This window comes from Natronolimnohabitans sp. A-GB9 (assembly GCF_030848565.1).
Lineage (GTDB): Archaea > Halobacteriota > Halobacteria > Halobacteriales > Natrialbaceae > Natronolimnohabitans.
Map to the genome: position 1 here is coordinate 1 of NZ_JAVDDV010000017.1, position 18,602 is coordinate 18,602.

18 protein-coding genes are annotated in these 18,602 nt (G+C 63.7%); 11 read left to right on the forward strand and 7 right to left on the reverse strand.

What is annotated here, in order from left to right; genetic code table 11:
- Positions 1–238 precede the first annotated feature (238 nt).
- From RBH26_RS16575 to RBH26_RS16585, 3 genes are all read left to right on the forward strand, one after another.
- Positions 239–643: a helix-turn-helix domain-containing protein gene (locus RBH26_RS16575; RefSeq protein ID WP_306759495.1), complete on the forward strand. Its 405-nt coding sequence runs from the start codon at positions 239–241 to the stop codon at positions 641–643.
- A gap of 220 nt (positions 644–863) precedes the next feature.
- Complete coding sequence (locus RBH26_RS16580) at positions 864–1,286, forward strand: CBS domain-containing protein (protein WP_306759496.1); 423 nt, start codon at positions 864–866, stop codon at positions 1,284–1,286.
- A gap of 252 nt (positions 1,287–1,538) precedes the next feature.
- A complete protein-coding gene (locus RBH26_RS16585) occupies positions 1,539–1,982 on the forward strand; it encodes a helix-turn-helix domain-containing protein (RefSeq protein ID WP_306759564.1) in 444 nt (147 codons plus the stop codon).
- A 148-nt stretch (positions 1,983–2,130) separates the two neighbouring features.
- On the opposite strand, the gene RBH26_RS16590 is transcribed toward RBH26_RS16585, so the two are convergent.
- Positions 2,131–2,577, reverse strand: coding sequence for a pyridoxamine 5'-phosphate oxidase family protein (locus RBH26_RS16590; protein WP_306759497.1), 447 nt, complete (start codon positions 2,575–2,577; stop codon positions 2,131–2,133).
- A gap of 376 nt (positions 2,578–2,953) precedes the next feature.
- On the opposite strand from RBH26_RS16590, the gene RBH26_RS16595 reads away from it, so the two are divergent.
- Positions 2,954–4,444 (forward strand): dihydrolipoyl dehydrogenase, encoded by a 1,491-nt coding sequence (locus tag RBH26_RS16595; protein ID WP_306759498.1) that lies wholly within the window; start codon positions 2,954–2,956, stop codon positions 4,442–4,444.
- A 41-nt stretch (positions 4,445–4,485) separates the two neighbouring features.
- Here RBH26_RS16595 and RBH26_RS16600 read toward each other — a convergent pair whose 3' ends face one another.
- Together RBH26_RS16600 and RBH26_RS16605 are read right to left on the reverse strand one after the other, a co-directional pair.
- Positions 4,486–5,418: a hypothetical protein gene (locus tag RBH26_RS16600; protein ID WP_306759499.1), complete on the reverse strand. Its 933-nt coding sequence runs from the start codon at positions 5,416–5,418 to the stop codon at positions 4,486–4,488.
- Between the two features lie 158 nt (positions 5,419–5,576).
- Positions 5,577–6,575, reverse strand: coding sequence for a TFIIB-type zinc ribbon-containing protein (locus RBH26_RS16605; protein WP_306759500.1), 999 nt, complete (start codon positions 6,573–6,575; stop codon positions 5,577–5,579).
- 808 nt (positions 6,576–7,383) lie between these two features.
- Between RBH26_RS16605 and trxA the strand changes: the two genes are divergently transcribed.
- The gene (gene trxA / locus RBH26_RS16610) at positions 7,384–7,743 is read left to right on the forward strand and encodes a thioredoxin (RefSeq protein ID WP_306759501.1); all 360 of its coding nucleotides are present in this window, start codon (positions 7,384–7,386) and stop codon (positions 7,741–7,743) included.
- On the forward strand, positions 7,740–8,774 hold the full coding sequence (locus RBH26_RS16615; RefSeq protein WP_306759502.1) for an FAD-dependent oxidoreductase: 1,035 nt from the start codon (positions 7,740–7,742) through the stop codon (positions 8,772–8,774). The genes trxA and RBH26_RS16615 overlap by 4 nt, the downstream gene beginning before the upstream one ends.
- 123 nt (positions 8,775–8,897) lie before the next feature.
- On the opposite strand, the gene RBH26_RS16620 is transcribed toward RBH26_RS16615, so the two are convergent.
- Positions 8,898–10,127 carry an FAD-dependent oxidoreductase gene (locus RBH26_RS16620; RefSeq protein WP_306759503.1) on the reverse strand — a complete coding sequence of 410 codons (1,230 nt, stop codon included), beginning with the start codon at positions 10,125–10,127 and terminating at the stop codon, positions 8,898–8,900.
- 620 nt (positions 10,128–10,747) lie between these two features.
- Positions 10,748–11,272: a peptide-methionine (S)-S-oxide reductase MsrA gene (gene msrA / locus RBH26_RS16625; RefSeq protein WP_306759504.1), complete on the reverse strand. Its 525-nt coding sequence runs from the start codon at positions 11,270–11,272 to the stop codon at positions 10,748–10,750.
- A gap of 255 nt (positions 11,273–11,527) precedes the next feature.
- Between msrA and RBH26_RS16630 the strand changes: the two genes are divergently transcribed.
- The gene (locus tag RBH26_RS16630) at positions 11,528–12,301 is read left to right on the forward strand and encodes an enoyl-CoA hydratase-related protein (protein WP_306759505.1); all 774 of its coding nucleotides are present in this window, start codon (positions 11,528–11,530) and stop codon (positions 12,299–12,301) included.
- Positions 12,302–12,397: 96 nt separating this feature from the next.
- Here the strand turns inward: RBH26_RS16630 and RBH26_RS16635 are convergent, their stop codons facing one another.
- Positions 12,398–13,060 carry a 2,5-diamino-6-(ribosylamino)-4(3H)-pyrimidinone 5'-phosphate reductase gene (locus RBH26_RS16635; RefSeq protein ID WP_306759506.1) on the reverse strand — a complete coding sequence of 221 codons (663 nt, stop codon included), beginning with the start codon at positions 13,058–13,060 and terminating at the stop codon, positions 12,398–12,400.
- A gap of 188 nt (positions 13,061–13,248) precedes the next feature.
- Positions 13,249–14,103: a ZIP family metal transporter gene (locus tag RBH26_RS16640; protein WP_306759507.1), complete on the reverse strand. Its 855-nt coding sequence runs from the start codon at positions 14,101–14,103 to the stop codon at positions 13,249–13,251.
- Between the two features lie 150 nt (positions 14,104–14,253).
- On the opposite strand from RBH26_RS16640, the gene RBH26_RS16645 reads away from it, so the two are divergent.
- The 4 genes from RBH26_RS16645 (at position 14,254) to RBH26_RS16660 (ending at position 18,575) form a co-directional block, all read left to right on the forward strand.
- Entirely contained in the window at positions 14,254–15,525 is a 1,272-nt protein-coding gene (locus RBH26_RS16645; protein WP_306759508.1) for a Single-stranded DNA binding protein, read from the forward strand.
- Positions 15,522–17,327, forward strand: a complete 1,806-nt coding sequence (locus RBH26_RS16650) for a hypothetical protein (protein WP_306759509.1) — start codon at positions 15,522–15,524, stop codon at positions 17,325–17,327. The genes RBH26_RS16645 and RBH26_RS16650 overlap by 4 nt, the downstream gene beginning before the upstream one ends.
- Positions 17,328–17,339: 12 nt before the next feature.
- The gene (locus RBH26_RS16655) at positions 17,340–18,188 is read left to right on the forward strand and encodes a metallophosphoesterase (protein WP_306759510.1); all 849 of its coding nucleotides are present in this window, start codon (positions 17,340–17,342) and stop codon (positions 18,186–18,188) included.
- An 84-nt stretch (positions 18,189–18,272) separates the two neighbouring features.
- Positions 18,273–18,575 (forward strand): hypothetical protein, encoded by a 303-nt coding sequence (locus RBH26_RS16660; RefSeq protein WP_306759511.1) that lies wholly within the window; start codon positions 18,273–18,275, stop codon positions 18,573–18,575.
- The last annotated feature ends 27 nt before the right edge of the window (positions 18,576–18,602 follow it).

Here is an 18,602-nt window from a genome sequence, read left to right on the forward strand (position 1 = left end):
AGCTGAGGCGGTCGACCGAGCCGTCAAGCGGTTTCACCCACACGACTGATACGGACTGCTGTCCCGGTCTCCCGCCGCTCGCCAGGGCGGGGTCGGTGATCGGCGGGCAGTGACGACAGGAGGCCGTATGATACGGTCTCCTGTTGTGGTTTCTGTCGTGTCGTCACTGCCGGTCAGTGAGATTGTACAATACTCACACAATCCTTTTACCAGTGCACTCCCTATCGCTCAGTACGTCATGGCTAATTCGATGGCAGAACAACTCCAGCAGGATATGGAGTGTGAGGGGTTGCTGGAGTGTATCCACGGTCTCAAGCAACTGGACAAGGAATGCTTTCGCGTACTGGTCGAGAGCGACGAACCGCTGACGATCGACGAGGTCGCCGACCGCGTCGACCGCGAGCGCTCGACCGCCTATCGGTCGATCCAGCGACTGCTCCAGAGTGGCTTCATCCAGAAAGAACAGGTCAACTACGATCAGGGCGGCTACTACCACGTCTACTATCCGACTGACCCGTCCCAGATCGCAAACGACATGCAGCGGATGCTCAACGACTGGTACGCGAAGATGGGTCAACTCATCCAGGAGTTCGAGGACAAGTACGAACACGTCGAGGACGGCCCGGTGCCCGCCGAGAGCTGACCGTCGCACTGTCGGCTCGCCATCGTCCATACATTCGTCGACCGGCGTTCATCAGACCTGACCGATTTCGCTTCGCCGACGTGTTTTCTTCCTCCTCGAGACGTGTACTGACATCGATTCGAGACGCACTCGAGAACTGTTTGCGGTCGTGACTGTAACGCGGTCGAACCGACGCCACGCAGTATTATGGTCTCGAGCGTGGCGAGGATAACCCGGACCGATGCCAGTCGAAAACCTCGCACGGAGTGACGTCGTTACGGCAAGCACGGACGACTCGATCCAAGAAATCGCATCCACGATGGACGACGAGAGCGTTGGCAGCATCGTGATCACCGACGGCGGCGAACCCGCCGGAATCGTGACCGATCGCGATCTGACGACACAGGTGATCGCCGAGGGCGAGAGCCCCGACGGACTCACCGCTGAGGACGTCATGTCGACGGACCTGTGTACGATCGAGCAAAACAGCGGCTTCTACGAAGCGACCGAACTGATGAGCGAACACGGCGTCCGGCGACTGCCGGTCGTCGATTCCGACGGCGAGCTGACGGGGATCATCACTGTCGACGACCTAAACGAACTGCTCGCCGACGAACACCAGCAGCTCGCATCGGTTATTCAGGCACAGCGGCCACCCTACTGATTCGGTCCGCTGTACCGATTTACCGGACGACAGCACGACAGGTCGCAGTCGCGCCGGAACTGACGGACAGCGATCCGTCCGAGTACGTGTTGTGAGCGACCGGGACCGGGGGTGCTTTCGAGCACAGCGACGATCGTCGTCGCCGCCGAGACGGATCGGCCACGGCGGACGTGGTACGCTTTTCTCCCATTTGGTATTGTATGATATTCACAAAACCCTTATGAGCACGCGGAACCAATACTTGATATGACAATGGCGGACTCGATGGCCGAACAACTCCAGCAGGAGATGGTGTGTGAAGGACTGTTGGAGTGTATCCACGGCCTCAAACGACTCGACAAGGAGTGTTACAGGGTGCTGGTCGAGAGCGACGAACCGCTGACGATCGATGCGGTCGCCGACCGCGTCGACCGCGAGCGCTCGACTGCCTATCGGTCGATCCAGCGACTGCTCGAGAGCGGACTCCTCCAGAAAGAGCAGATCAACTACGACCAGGGCGGCTACTACCACGTCTACTACCCGACCGATCCGACCCAGATCGCAAACGACATGCAACGGACGATCAACGACTGGTACGCGAAGATGAGTCAGTTGATCCAGGCGTTCGAAGACAAATACGACCAGGCCGAAACTGTCGACACACCCGAGACCGACGACAGGACCGCCGCCAGTGGCGACGCCACCACCGTCGAATAGTGCAGTTTTTCGGTCGGCAGCGACGGCCGTCGTGTGCGACGGTCCACTGTCGTCACGTGTGACCGATCGCCACACGGGATCGGCGGTAGATGACAGATCGGTACAGCAGTCCGTATGAGTGGGTACGAACTAACTATCAGTGGCCATGCTAGTTCCCCGTTTTTCGCCCAGTGAGCGTTTCGATCTCGAGTTCGTATATCTCGAGATCGATCGCTTCGATGTCCTCGTCGAAGACTCGCAACTGGAGAAACGATTCGTTGACCGCCGTCGCGTCAAACGTCTCTCGCTCGTCACCGCTGAGTTTCCGTAGCGGTCCGGTAGCGATGATGCTCCAGGAGTCTCCCGATTCGTCGACGTCGTACAGGGTGAGACACGCGGTGTCCGTATCCTCGAGGTACGACAGCTTTGTGCTCGATTTGTCGGCTGACAGACGGATGTAGATCGATCCCTCGTCGTCGTAATGATGTGCCACCGGGATTGCGTACGCGTCCCCTGCCGAAGCGAGCGCGAGGACACCGGTGTCGACGCTCTCGAGATAGCCTTCGACCTCTTCGTCTTTCATCCCGACCGTGTAGACGTACTCGATTCGGTCCATAGGTCGACGAACGACCGCGACCAGCATGAAGCCGCCAGGGACGTTTTCGATCGACGTGACTGTCTCATACGGACTGCTGTACCTATTTACCGCCGATCGCCAGGACGGGGTCGGCGATCGGCGGTAATTGACTACAGTAGACCGTATCAGAGCAGGATACGTCCGTTCCGGTGGCGAACCCGACTCGAGTCGCCCGTCTCATACTGTCGGACAGCACGATTCATCGACCGGTCGCGCTACTGCGGCCGTCACCCGCGGGGACGGCCGCGAGTTCGCGACCGACGTTTTACTGACTGCTGTCCGGCAGTATCAACTCTGGCGTCGGATCGGTGTTTTTGCGGACTGGTTTAAGTGACCTGACGGTGGCGATATCCACATGGAGATGGACGGCGACGCCTTCGACTTCCTGGTTATCGGTTCGGGGTCCGGACTTGACGTCGCGAACGCGGCGGCCAATCGCGGTCAGTCGGTCGCAGTCGTCGAGAAAGGACCACTCGGCGGAACCTGTCTCAACCGTGGGTGTATACCCTCGAAGAAGCTGCTGTACCACGCGGAGGTGATGGAGACGGTCGATCGGGCCGACGAGTTCGGGATCCACGTCGACGTCACCGACGTCGAGTTCGCCGATATCGTTCGCGAGGTCACTGACGACGTCTCCGCGAGCGCCGACTCGATCCGACGCGGGCTGCGGTCGTCCGAGCAACACGACCTGCTCGAGGGCGAAGGCCAGTTTGTCGACGAGCGGACGATCGAAATCGTCGACGGGCGAGACGAGGGCCGACGCGTCGGGGCCGACACCGTCCTCGTCGCGGCCGGTACTCGGCCGGCGATCCCCCCAATCGATGGTATCGAGGACGTCGACTCCCTCACAAGCAAGGAGGCGCTCCAGTTGGAGACGCCGCCGGAGCAGCTCGTGATCGTCGGTGGCGGCTACATCGGTGCCGAACTCGCACATTTCTTCGGAACTTTCGGGAGCGACGTGGCGATCGTCGGACGCCGTCCTCACCTGCTCCCACAGGCAGACGAGGCCGTCGGTGCCGCGTTCACCGAGCGCTACGCCGATCGGTTCGACGTCTACACCGGCTACGAAGCCGTCGCTGTTTCGGAGTCCGACGGTGAGGTGACCGTCGAGGCACGACCGTATCCGCCCGCGTGGGACGACGCGGACGACCACGAAGACGTGACCGTCACCGGCGATACGCTACTCGTCGCGGCGGGACGGCGGCCCAATTCGGACCTGTTGAACCTCGAGGCCACGGGCGTCGAAACCGACGAACGCGGGTTCGTCGAGACCGACGAGTACCTGCGGACGACGGCCGACGGAATCTGGGCGCTCGGCGACATCGTCGGCGAGTACCTGCTGAAACACAACGCGAACCACGAGGCGCGTGCCGTCGCACGGAATCTGTTCGGAGATGAACTCGAGCCGGTCGACTACACCGCGATGCCGTTTGCGGTGTTCGCTTCACCCGAGGTTGCGGGCGTCGGCCTCCGCGAGCAGGACCTCGACGAGGAGTCCCGCGAGTACGCGACGCGGACGTACCGCTACGAGGACACCGCTCGCGGTCAGGCGATGCAGACCGAAGGGTTGGTCAAAGTGATCATCGAACCGGACGGCGAGATTCTCGGCTGTCACATCGTCGGTCCGGAGGCGTCGAACCTCATCGAGGAAGTCGTCGTCGCGATGAAGGCGGGCACGGGTACCGTCTGGGACATCCGGGAGTCGGTTCACGTCCATCCTGCGCTCTCGGAGGTCGTCGATCGGGCCTTCAGCGGTCAGTTCACACGTCGTGGGGCCGGCGCACACGAACACCAACATCACGATCATGACCACGACCACAGCCACAGCGACCACGATCACGACTGACCGCGTGACGATCGCTCTCGAACGTTACTGACGTATCCGTATCAAGCGTCTCGAGCGTCCGGCGAGCGAGTCGCGAGCGACTCGATGGCCTCGATAACCGCGTCCCAGTCTTGCTCGGTGACGATTTGAGCGCCGAAGATGATAATATACGGTGCATCCGTTAGAATATCGTCTCCTGGACCCGGTCCGGGTCCTGGTCCGGGTCCGGGCATTTCGTCTTCAGGGCCGGGCCCAGGTCCAGGTCCGGGCATTTCGTCTTCAGGGCCGGGTCCTGGTCCGGGTCCGGGCATTTCGTCTTCAGGGCCGGGCCCAGGTCCGGGTCCGGGAATTTCGTCTTCAGGGCCGGGTCCTGGTCCAGGTCCGGGCATTTCGTCTTCGGGCTGGTCGTCCGTTGGTGGCCCGTTTTCCGGCTCGTCTATCGGTGCCCCGGCCATTGCCAGAAACATCGTTTCAGTTCCGGCACACTGATACAACGGCTGTGTCAGAAACGCGTACCCGTCGCTTCGGAACAACGTCCGCTGTGTTGGGGTACAGTCGTCGGCGAAACCGAGTTCCTCGAGGTACAGATCCAAAACTGGCTCCAGATCCGAACCCAGTTGTGTCGTCGTGTAAACCTCGAGGCCGGGAACGTCCCAGGTGGTGGCAAACCCGGCTAGATCGGGAGCAGCCCAGATCGAGGGTCCGATCCCGGCCGGTGTACTATCCACGTCGCTCCAGACGCTTGGAACCGTGATTTCGATCGACCCAGTGTCGTCGGTGATCGTCTGTACCTCGTCGTAGTCGTCGGGTACCGTTTCGTCCCACTCGTCTGCTTCTGCTCCGTCTTCGGGCCCGCCGATGGGCCACTCGTCTTCCTGTGCGTTCACGTCCTGAACTGTCGATAGCGCCCCCAGTCCAGCCAGCGTGGTGCCGGCTGCGACGAGCATCGACCGCCTGTCCGTTCTCGGCCGTCTCGAGTCGTATCCGTCGCTCATGCCGTCCGCCGTACACGCAGTAGGCATAAGAAATCCCATCCTCGTTTGGCGCGAACGTACGATCTCGAGTACGTTCGCCGAATCGTAATCGATCGATACCCGTATCGATCGGGTGGAAAACGCAGACTGTCGGACAGTACCACCGGTAAACCGTCGGCTTACGCAGCCGTTTCCTCGGCCTCGAGCAGCTCCTGGTAGCGGTTCCGGATGGTCACTTCACTGATCTCCGACACCTCGCTGACGGCCGACTGCGTGATCTTCTCGTCGGTGTCCAGCGTCGCCGCGTAGACGGCAGCTGCCGCGAGCCCGACCGGACTCTTCCCGACGTGGACGGTTTCCTCCTTGCCGGTCCGGAGGAGCTCGCGAGCGCGGCGTTCGACCTCGCCCGAGAGGTCGAGCTCCGAGACGAACCGGCCGACGTAGCTTTCGGGGTCGGCTGGCTCGATCTCGAGGCCGAGTTCGCGGACGATGTAGCGATACGTTCGCTTGAACTCCATCTCGCCGACGCGGCTGACGGCGACGACCTCGTCGATACTGCGGGGCGTCTCGGCCTGTCGGGCCGCAGCGTAGGTGGCTGCCGACGCGACGCCCTCGATCGAGCGGCCGGGGAGCAGATCCTCCTCGAGCGCTCGGCGATAGATCACGCTCGCGGTCTCGCGGACCGACTCGCCGAGACCGAGTGCGCTTCCCATCCGTTCGATTTCACCGAGCGCCTGTTTGAGGTTGCGCTCTTTCGAGTCGCGCGTCCGGAACCGCTCGTTCCAGGTGCGCAGGCGCTGCATCTTCTGGCGCTGGCGGCTCGAGAGCGACTTGCCGTAGGCGTCTTTGTCCTGCCAGCCGATGTTCGTCGACAGCCCGTCGTCGTGCATCAGCTTCGTCGTCGGCGATCCGACGCGGCTCTTCTCGTCTTGCTCGGCGCTGTCGAACGCGCGCCATTCCGGCCCACGATCGATCTCGTCTTCCTCGACGACGAGGCCACACGCCTCACAGACCGTCTCCCCGTGTTCGTCGTCGCTGACGAGGCGGCCGCTACACTCCGGACAGCTGTGGTTCTCGTCGTCTCGTTTGCGTTCTCGTTCCGGCGTCGTTGCGCTCGTTGGTTCCGTGTTCGATCCGTGCGTCTGTTCGTCGTAGGTTCGGATACGTGCCTCTGTCATGTCTCTCACCTGCGAATGGAGGGCAGGTTCGCGAGGACTACCGGACGGAGTAAAAAACCCGGAAGTCGCTCTTACTAACGTAGAGTTAGGACGAAAGATACTTAAATATTTCGCCGGCCTTGGTGATATCCTTTTCTATTGGTTTATAACGATCGGACTGGATCAGGTGGCAACCGAGACACACCTCCAGTACTCGGCGACGAGTCGTTTCGCTTGTAACTCGCCGCGTTCTGCATCGTCGGTTCTCGACGGTGTTGCCGTATCGCTCGATCGCCGGAACGGACTCGAGACAGCTCATACGGACTGCTGTCCCGAGTTCTTGGCGATCGCCGACCCGTGTGGCGATCGGCGGCACGTGGCGACAGGAGACCGTCTCAAGGACTTTGCCCGTCGTCGAAAACACACGACGTATGCTCTCTCGACGGACGATCGGAGCGCTCGTTTCAGTCGGTGCACTCGCCGCCATCGCCGGCGCGGTGTACGCACGCCGAAACCCGTCTCCGTGTCCCTACTCGCAGCGCCACTGGCTTGAACTCCCGCGGCCGGTCATCACCCGGGAACGGATCCACGACGTGCCAAACGACAGGGGTTCCGATTCGACGGTAAAACCGGCTCGTGGCTCGGCTACGTCGGACGGCTCTCAGTTCCAGCCGCGGCTAAAACTTGATCACCACCGGTATTGTGAGATAGCTTGTATGATGTGCCCGATCGATTCGTTTTCATTCGCCGACGTGACGTGAGTCGTCGCACACTGTATTGCGCGATACACACAAAACCTTTAAACGCTACTGGGCCCTACGGAGGAGTGATGGCAACTGATTCCCACAGCGGATCGGACGGAGCGGCGGTCGACGAACCACTCTCAGTCGACGGTAGTGACCACCTCGACGAGATCGTCGACGAATACGACGTCGTCCTCGTCGACTTCTACGCCGACTGGTGTGGCCCATGTAAGATGCTCGAGCCGGTTCTCGAACGTCTGGCTGGCGAGACCGACGGCGTAATCGCGAAAGTCGACGTCGACGCCAACCAGCAGCTTGCGGGCGCCTACGGGGTTCGCGGCGTGCCGACGCTCGTGCTCTTTGCCGACGGCGAACAGGTCGAACAGCACACCGGCGCTCTGCCGGCAGACCGACTCCGTGACCTGATCGAGGGATACACTGAATGAACGAGGCGACCGACACCGTTCACGACGTGGTGATCGTCGGCTCCGGCGTCGCCGGTCTCTCGGCTGCGGTCTACGCTGCACGAGCCGACCTCGAGCCGATCGTCCTCGAAGGCCCGGAGCCCGGCGGTCAGCTGACGCTGACCACCGACGTCGAGAACTTCCTCGGATTCCCCGAGGGCGTCGGCGGCATGGAACTGATCCAGCGCGGGAAAGAACAGGCCGAGTCGTTCGGCGCCGAGTTCGTCCACGGCACTGTCGAGGAAGCGACCCTCGAGGATCGACCGTTCGAACTCGGGCTTTCAAACGGCGACACGCTCCGGACGACGGCGTTGATCGTCGCGAGCGGCGCCAGCGCCCGCTGGGTCGGTGCCGAGAACGAAGACGAGCTGATGGGCTATGGCGTCTCGACGTGTGCGACGTGTGACGGCGCGTTCCACCGTGGCGACGACGTCCTCGTCATCGGCGGCGGGGATAGCGCGATGGAAGAAGCGCTGTTCCTCACGAAGTTCGCCGACAGCGTCACGATCGTCCACCGCCGCGACGAACTGCGGGCCTCCGAGGTCATGGCCCAACGCGCCCACGACCACGAGAAAATCGAGATCCGCTGGAACACGGAACTGCTCGAGATCCACGGCTCACAGGACGACGGTGTCACCGGTGCGACGCTGGTCTCCCACCCCGACGGCTATCCGACGGAGAAACTCGAGTCGGGTCACGAGGTCGACCGCGAGGAAGTCGACGTCGGTGGGATCTTCTACGGCGTCGGTCACGTCCCCAACACCGACTTCCTCGAGGACACGCCCGTCGAACTCGCCGATTCGGGTCACCTCGAGACGCTCGAGGGAATGACGACGGCAACCGCCGTCGAGGGGGTCTTCGGTGCGGGTGACGTCATGGATCCCGACTACCGACAGGCGATCACGTCCGCCGGAACCGGAAGCATGGCCGCCCTCGATGCCGAGGAGTGGCTGGACGAACAGGCACTCGAGTCCGACGCGACGCCGGCCCCAGAGATCGAAGCGAACGACTGATCTGGGACTCGTTCGATCGCTACCCACGCCTGTAGATCGCAGGCATCGTACTTCCAGCACTCCCCGTTCTGTTCTCGCCGTCGTTTCGTCCGTCTCGCGTCGAAAACGGCGGTGGTCGGTACGTCACTCGTTTCCTTCGACGAGGTCCGCGTCCGTGGGCCCCTGCCCGTCGAACTCTCGGACGAACGCGTCTAGCGCCGCCGGATCCGACGCTCCCGGCAGGTCGGTCTCCGCAGTTTGACATGCAGTGTCGACGCCGAGGCGCTCCGAGACGAGATCGGCCGTCGTCTCGGCCATCCGTCGGTAGGTCGTCAGCTTCCCGCCGACGACAGTGATGGCGTTCTCGACGCCGTCGTCTGCGTGCTCGAGCACGTGGAACCCGCGGGAGATGCCGCGACCGCCGTGCTCGGCCTCCTCGGGCTCGTACAGCGGTCGAACGCCCCACCACGTCCGGACGTGGGCGGCGTCTTCGACCGGCGGTAGCATCGCCGCACACTCGGCGACCGTCGTGTCGATCTCCCAGTCGGCGGTCTCGTAGTCGTCGAGATCGTCGACCGGGACGCTCGTGGTGCCGAGAACGACCTGGTCGTCGTGTGGGACGACGATATCCCCGTCGGCAGGATCGCGACAGCGGTTGAGCACCGGCTCGAGATTCTCGTACTCGACCGAGATCATGACGCCCCGCGTCGGTCGCATCTCGACGGAGACGCCTGCCATCGCGGCGACCTGACCGGCGTGGGCACCGGCCGCGTTCACGACGATCGTCGGCTCGATCGTCTCGACGCCACCGTCGCGCTCGAGGGTGACCGTCTCGATGCGGCCGTCCGCAACGCTCATCGACGTCACCGGCGCATGGGGACGGATTCGAGCGCCGTGGTCGCGAGCGTCGGCCGCGTTTGCTGCGACGAGTCTCGAGGGGACGACGACGGCGTCGGGGACCCACATCGCGCGCTCGACCGCGTCCGCGAGGTCCGGAACTGCTGTTCGAGCCGTCTCGCCGTCGATCACGTCGACCGGGATCCCGACGTCCTCACAGGCCACACGTTTCTCCTCGAAGTAGGCTGGATCGTCCTCGCGTCGCTGGACGAACAGCCCCTTCGTCTCCCGGATACACTCCCCTGCGATGGATCTCAGGATTCGATTCTCCTCGAGACACTCGCGTGCGCCTTCCGGATCGCTTTCGGCGTAGCGGGCCCCGCTGTGTAGTAACCCGTGTGAGCGGCCGGATGTGCCGGCTGAAAGTCCGTCACGGTCGACCAGTGTCACGTCGATGTTCCGCAGTGCGAGGTCTCTGGCGATCCCGACACCGGTCGCACCGCCACCGATGATGAGGACGTCCGTTCGAGTGGCCATACAGTATCGATGGGTGCCGGACGGACGTATCTTTCCAGCTCGTGCGAGCGAACTCGAGTCGATGCAAGTGTGCACACGAGAACGACGGATATCGTCACTGGTCTTCGGTTAGCGCACCTCAACCGTACGAAATCCTCGAAAAAGGGTCGCCGAGGATTAGGGCATGATGATCTGGGGCTTCCGCCGTGTATGGTATCGGCACAGTGGGTGAACATCACAGGCCACAGGGATCGTCTCCGGGTTAGTGTCGTTTCGTGTGGTTTGTTATCATCACCACCTCATCATCACATATTGTCTGTCCAATAATAAAGCTTACTTCTCGGGTAAACACTGCTTTCCTGGCCGAGATATTATCTATACGTCCAGCTATAGATGATTGACTTTGAAATAGTGGTAATATTCGCGGTCCAGTATCGGTTCCGTGGACGTTTGGACGTTCCGGCGAGCGTCTGTGGGTGACCGATACCCGTTGGCACAGCCGACTATTTTCGCTCTCCGGACACGAGCGACCGATTTCCGAAACTCCGTCGGAGAAAACTCGTCCCTCCAGACCGTCGGCCGCAGGATCGAATCGCTCCACACCACCGGATTCGACTCTGCAGTTCAGGCTTGGAACGCCACTAGTCCGGTTTCGCTGCGAACTTCTCGCGGACCTTCTCGACTTTCGGTGCCGCGTGCATCGTACAGTAGGCGTCGTTTGGGTTCTTTTCGAAGTAGTCCTGATGATGCTCTTCGGCCTCGTAGAACGTCTCCAGCGGCTCGATCTCGGTGACGATCCCTTCGTAGAGCCCTTCCTCCTCGAGTTCCGCCGCGAACGCCTCGGCAGTCTCGAGTTGCGTGTCGTCGTGGGCGTAGATCGCCGATCGATACTGCGAGCCGACGTCGGGGCCCTCGCGATCTTTCGTGGTCGGATCGTGGATCGTAAAGAAGACTTCGAGGAGATCCTCGTATGCGATCACGTCGGGATCGTACTCGAGTTGGACGACCTCTGCGTGTCCCGTCTGGCCCGAGCAGACTTCCTTGTAGGTGGGGTCGTCCGTATGACCGCCGGCGTACCCCGACGTGACCGATTCGACGCCATCGAGTTCCTTGAAAGCGGCCTCGACACACCAGAAACAGCCACCGCCAAACGTTGCGCGTTCCATACTCAAGTGTAGACCTCGCTCGAGGAAAGGTGTGACGGGACGTGTCGGCCTCGCTCGGCGTGGCTTCGTCGACAGCGGTTGCCGACGTCCGCCACTGCTCGCCCCGGACCCTCGCGCTCGAACTCGTCCGCTCGTCGAACCGACGGGTTCGTTCGTTCGGTCCGTCCGGGATACACCACTCGATTCGATCGCTCGAGTCCGGCCGGACCTGACACTTTCCGAAGGTATTTCATGGCAGGGCTCGAACGCCGGGGTATGTCATGGAATACCGTCGAACTCGAGTGGGATGGTGACGTCGCAACGCTGACCGTCGACCGTCCCGAGGCGATGAACGCGCTGAACGTCGAGACCCTCGAGGTGATGGGCGAGGCGATCACTGAGGCCGCAGCCGAGGACGCCCGCGTGCTCGTAGTTACCGGTGCGGGCGACGATGCGTTTATCGCCGGCGCCGATATCGCGTATATGCAGGATCTCGACACACCCGAGGCCCAGGAGTGGGGCGAACTCGGTCACGACGTCGCGGACGCGCTGGCTGAGTTTCCGGCACCGACGATCGCGGCGGTCAACGGCTACGCGTTCGGCGGCGGCTGCGAGATGGCACTGGCCTGTGACCTGCGAGTCGCAAGCGAGTCGGCACTCATCGGTAACACGGAGATCGATCTCGGTATCATTCCGGGCTGGGGCGGCACCCAGCGCTTGCCGGAACTCGTCGGCGACGAGACCGCACGCCGGATGATCTTCTTAGGCGAGCGCCTCGACGCCCAGTCGGCCGCCGAGGCCGGCCTGTTCGGCGACGTCGTCCCGGACGACGAACTCGAGGCAACCGTCGACGAACTGGCCGATCGACTCGCCGCGAAGCCGGCCGTCGCGATGCGTGCAGCCAAACAGACGCTCAACCAGCGCCACGAGGGCTCCCTGACCAGCGGACTCGCCTTCGAGAAGCGGACGTTCGGCAGCCTGTTCGGAACGGCGGACCAGCGCGAGGGAATGGCGGCGTTCCTCGAGGATCGAGAGCCGGAGTTCGAGTAGCTCGGCACTGCTTACCGATCCGTTCGCGGACGGAGAACATCGCTGAGACGATCGACAGGACTGTAGAGCCCTGTCGAACCAGCGTCTTCGTTCGAGTCAGCTATCGACCGACCAGCACAACAACGCCCCATCGTCCAGTCGTTCCACGCGCTCGAGACTCAACAGCGGAAACTCGTCGACGAACCCGTCGCCGTCGGCAAGCGTGGGTGCGTCGCGGCCGCCGATGATCTTCGCCCCGACGTAGACACGTAGTTCGTCGACCAGCCTGGCCTCGAACAGCGAGAAGATGAGTTCGCCGCCGCCCTCGACCATGAGTCGCTCTATGCCCTGTTCCTGTAGCGCCGCGAACGCCCGCAGGAGGTCGACGCGATCGTCGCCGGCGGTCACGAGCTGTGCGTGATCGGCGAGATCCATCCGCGTGCTGACGGGGGCGGCCTCACTCAGACAGACGTAGGTCGTCGCCGCGTCGTCGAGGATCGCGGCGTCGGTCGGCGTCCGTCCCTTCGAATCGATCACGACGCGTGCGGGATGTTCCGACTCGCCGCGCTCGAGTCGCCGTTCACACAGCGACTCGTCTTTGACGGTGAGATGGGGATCGTCGGCGAGGACGGTGCCGACGCCGACGACGACGGCGTCGCTGTCGGCCCGGAGTCGATCGACGCGAGCGAAGTCCTCCTCGCCGCTGATCGCGATCTGTTCGCGACGGCGCGAAGAGAGTTTCCCGTCCGCGCTCGTGGCGGCGTTGACGACGACGTGCATACGCCTGCTGTGTGGCCAACCCTAAAGAAAACACCCGTCGGCGACTCGAGCGTCGGCCGGATCGACAGGAGTCCATCTCATACTTCCGGACAAAACGATGCACACACCGATCGCACTCGAGACGCTGTCGCGGAACGCGACAGACGTCGAGACGCGATCGGGTGTTTACTGACTGTTGTCCGGTAGTATCACACCGCGAGCCCGACGTCGACGATCACCATCACGACGAAGCCGAGCACGAACGTAAGCGTCGCGTCGTCCGCGTACCCGTGGCCGTGACTGGCCGGAATCAGTTCCCGGAAGATGACGGCCATCATCGTCCCGGCGGCGAACCCAGCAGCTATCGGAAAAATCCCAGTAACGAGGACGACGAGTCCGAATCCGGCGGCTGCGGCGATCGGCTCGGGGACTGCACCGGAGAGGGTCGTATACAGGGTCGTCTTCGCGTTCGAAAGTCCCGTTCGACTCGCCGGAACGGCCATCGCGAACCCGTCGGGGACGTTCTGGATCGCGATGGCGATCGCGAGTGCGATTCCGACGCCCTCGAGGCCGCCCGCGAAGGCGATCCCGACCGCCAGCCCCTCGGGGACGTTGTGGATCGTGATGGCGCTCCCGACCAGTATCGCTCGCCGTCGGTTTTCGGCGGGATCGTCGGTATCGTCTGCATCCTCGGTCTCGACACCGTCCGACGCGACCGTGAGTTCGTCGGCTTCGACGGTCTCCTCGGCAGTCGTCGACGGATAGGTCCGGTCGGCTTCGTCGGCGATGAGCAGGTGGACGTGCGGGAGCAATCGATTCACGGCGAGCAGAAACACCGCGCCGAGAAGGACGCCGAGGACGACCTCCAGGAGCGAACCGACCTCGAGTCCCGGGACGACGAGCGCGAAGACGGCCGCGCCGAACATGATCCCCGCCGCGAGACCGACTGCGGCATCGTAGAGCCGGTGGCTGATTCGATCGGTGACGTATATCGGGAGTGCACCCAGTCCGGTCGCCGCGCCGGCCAACCCCGCGATCACGACGACTTCGCCGATCGAGACCACTGCGATTCCGGTTTTCGGGCGGTCGTGAAAAGCGTTCGCACGAAATCGACATGAACGTACCGCAATCGGACGACCACTCGGACGACGTCGTCTTTTCTTCGTTCGGTTCTCTCGGGAACGCTTTTTAAGCCTCCGCTCGAAAGGCCGGTGATGGAACTCGACGACCATGCCGAGGATCTCGCCTCCGACCTCGGTGTCGACAAAGAGGAGGTCAAATCCGACCTGCAGAATCTGGTAGAGTACAGCGTTCCTATCGACGAGGCCAAAGGGAGCCTTCGCCGGAAGTACGGCGACGGGGGTGGCGGCAGCGCCGCGCCCTCGAGCAAGGAGATCGCCGAGATCACGCCCGAGGACGGATCGGTCACCGTAACCGGTGTCGTCCTCACCGCGGGCAAGCGATCGATCCGATATCAGGGCTCCGATCACGTCATCGTCGAGGGGCGACTCGCTGACGAGAGCGGAACGATCGATTACACCGCCTGGGAGGACTTCGGTCTCACGCCGGGCGATACGATCACCGCGGGCAACGCGGGCGTCCGCGAGTGGGACGGCGAGCCCGAACTCAACCTCGGCGAGAGCACGTCGCTGTCACTCGAGGAGGACTCGCTCGAAATCGCCGCCGAAATCGGCGGCGACGCGGAGCTTGCCGACCTCCAGACGGGTGACCGTGCGGTAAACGTCGAGGTCGACGTCATCGAGTGTGAACGTCGGACGATCGACGGCCGCGACGGCGAGACCGAAATTCTGAGCGGCGTCTTCGGCGACGAGAGCGGCCGCCTTCCGTTTACGAACTGGGATCCCGCGCCCGCGATCGAGGACGGCGGTCCAGTCCGGATCGAGAACGCCTACGTCCAGGAGTTCCGTGGCGTCCCCGAAGTGAACGTCTCGGAGTTCTCGACGGTGACGCCCATCGACCGAGAGATCGAGGTTGGGGCCGACACGACGACGATGGACGTCGGCGAGGCCGTCGGCACTGGCGGCATCTACGACGTCGAACTCGTCGGTAACGTCCTCGCCGTACGCGACGGCTCGGGACTCATCCAGCGCTGTCCGGAGTGTTACCGTGTCATCCAGAAAGGACAGTGCCGGACCCACGGCGACGTCGACGGCATCGACGATCTGCGCGTGAAGGCGATCCTCGACGACGGCACCGGCGCGCTCACGGTCGTCCTCGACGATGAACTGACCGAACAGGTCTACGGCGGCACTCTCGAGGACGCCTTAGAGCAAGCCCGCGAGGCGATGGATCAGGAAGTCGTCGCCGACACGATCCGTGAGCAGATCGTCGGCCGCGAGTTCCGCGTGCGTGGGCACCTCTCGGTCGACGAATACGGTGCTAATCTCGACGCCGAACAGTTCGAAGAGAGCGCCGAGGATCCCGAAGCGCGTGCAACTGCCTTCCTCGAGGAGGTGAACGCATGAGCGCGACCGACGACGGCGAGGACGAGGCGGTTCCGGGACGTGAAATCGCCTATCGGCTGTTCGCCGCCGAGTACGACGACGCCTCACTGTCCTACGCCGAGAGTGACGAGGAGCGTGCGCCCAACTACGTCATCTCGCCGACCGGTGCGCGACTCAACCGGCTGTTCGTGGTCGGGACGCTCACCGAAGTTACGTCGGTCAACGACGAGATGGTCCGGGCTCGCGTGGTCGATCCGACAGGCGCGTTCGTCGTCTACGCCGGCCAGTACCAACCCGACGAACTGGCGACCCTGGAGGGACTCGAGCCGCCCGCGTTCGTCGCGGTCACGGGGAAAGCCCGGACGTTCCAGCCCGAGGACGCCGAGCAGGTCTACACCTCTATTCGTCCGGAAAGCATCGCGACGGTCGACGCCGACACCCGCGACCGCTGGGTCGTCAGCGCGGCCGAACAGACCCTCGAGCGCGTCGGGACGTACGCCGAAGCTGCCACGAGCGACGCAAGCGGCGAGGAACTGACCGATGCGCTTTGCGAGGCCGGCGTCGAATCCGGCCTCGCCGCCGGAGTGGCGCTCGCACAGGACCACTACGGCACGACGCCGGCCTACCTCGAGGCTCTGCGTGACGTTGCCATCGAGGCGGTCGAGGTCGTCGCCGACGAGCGCGATCAGGTCAGCGGCCTCTCGCTTGCCCCCGACGCGTCCGCTCCCGACAGCGACGCGACGTTCGACTCACTGGCTGCCGTCACCGACGTCGATCTCGCCGGCCCCGAGTCGTCCGTCTCGGACGAACCTGACACACAGCCGGCACAGGCTGCCGTCTCGGGCGCCGGAGAACGCGAAAGGGAAGCGGCCGTAGACACCGGTACCGAGACCGAATCACTCGAGACCGATTCGGCCACCGGTACGGCGACGGGAACGGATCGCGAGTCCGCCACTGCGGCCGACACCGAGGTCGCCGAGGCGACGCTTGAGACGGCCCCATCGGCTGAATCGACGTCCGAAGACGCCGGTTCGACCGTCGAAACCCAGTCCGATCCGGAGCCGGACGAACCGACGGCGACGTTCGACGAGTCCTCGGAGTCGTCCGACGTCTCCGAGGCCGAGCCGTCCGATTCCGTCGACGAGGAGCCGGACGATCTCGGCGACTTCGACGACACCGGTATGTACGAGATGGACGACGAGGAGCGCGAGCAACTCGAGGCGGAGTTCGGCGCCGAGTTCACGACGGGGACGGAGGTCGAGGAGCCCGGCGGGGCTGACATCGACGTGCCCGAACCCGACGAAACGCCTGCTGCCGACGACTTCGAGACCGAAAGCGAGGCGGCCGCCGACGCCGCGGCGACCGACGATCCCGCCGGCGCCGACGACACTGGCACGGTCGACGCAGTCGACGACGATCTCGGTGCGCCGCCGGAGTCGGGTCTCGAGGCCGACACCGAGTTCGAACCGACCGACGCCGAGCCGGAAGCCACGCCCGACCTCGAAGCAGAACCGTCGAACGTCGAGGACGAGGAGGCCGGTGTCGACGAGAGTACCGAGGCTCCCGAGCCGGAATCGGACGAGGCCGCGGACTCGGAAGACGACGAAGGCGACGAACTCGCCGCTGACGTCGACCTCCAGTCCTGCGTTATCGAGACGATGGAGGCGCTAGACGACGGCAGCGGTGCCGACCGGACGGAACTCGTCGAGACAGTCGCCGCCGACACCGGCGCGGACGAATCGGCGATCGAGGACGCGATCGAGGACGCGCTGATGGGCGGCCAGTGTTACGAACCCGACGACGAGACGCTGAAAGCGATCTAACGCGGTCGACCGATGTCGCCCGTGTCCCGTCGTGTGTCCCCCGCTCGCGTCGAACCGGTTCCCGGCGAGCCGGCCGCGACCGCCACGTTCGGTGCCGAACGTGCGCTGCTCGTCGCCGACTACCACGCCGGCTACGAGGCCGGACTGCGGTACGAACGCGGCGTCGACGTCCCTAGCCAGGCCCCCGACCGCCGGGAGCGACTGCTCGCACTGCTCGAGCGAACCGATCCCGACCGCCTCGTCGTGCTGGGCGATCTGATGCACTCGATCGGTGACCCCGGCGGCGCCGAACGCGGCGAACTCGAGGTCCTGTTCGACGCGATTCCGCGATCGCTCGAGATAACAGTCGTGAAGGGTAACCACGACGGCGGGATCGAGTCCTGGCTCACGCCCGACGACGAGCGCGAGGCCGCGGCCCTCGAGTTCGATCCGGACACGGTGACCGTGGCTCCTGGACGGGGTGTCGCCCTCGGCGACGGCGCCGTCGGCGTCTGTCACGGCCACACCTGGCCCGCGCCGGCAGTTCTCGAGTGCGACGTCGTCTGTCTGGGCCACGAACATCCCTGTGTCCGCCTCGAGGACGAGATCGGCGGCAGCCGCGTCGAACGAGCGTGGCTCCGCGGCCGGCTCGATCCGGCGCCGTTTCTCGAGCGACCCGAGTACGAAGACGTGTCGTGGCTCGAGAGCGGCGGCGAATCACCGCGAGTCGTCGTCGTGCCCGCGTTCAACGACCTCGTCGGCGGGACGTGGGTGAACGTTCCGGAGCAGTCGTTTCTGGCGCCGTTTCTGCCCGGAGGACTGGTCGACGCTGAGGCGTATCTGCTGGACGGAACGCGACTCGGGCCATACGAGTCGGTGTAGCGGTGATTCTTCGGCCATCTGCACGCGCCAGCCGCAAGCGTATGTAGGCCGAACCGCCATCCCTCACTCGAGTCAAGGGGTCGTATGCCGATGGAAACGTACCACTTCGAGGTACGAGAGACGGAAACGGAGGGAATCGACGCCGACGTCTACGGTTCCGACGACGTTATCGAGGCATCGACTCGCGTCTCCTACACGGATTACGATCTCGAGCCGCCCGAATCACGGGACGAACAGCCGTCTCATACGGCGGAAGTTACCGCCGACGTGACGACGCTGTCCTTGCAGTACGAACGCGACGACGGTGGCTTCGAGTTTCGCTTGCTCGGTGATCGCGACGAACTGACGCGTGTTCGGGTCGACGACGAGGAGTGGGATCTCCAGTAACGGTGTGCCAATAGTGCCGTCCGCCAG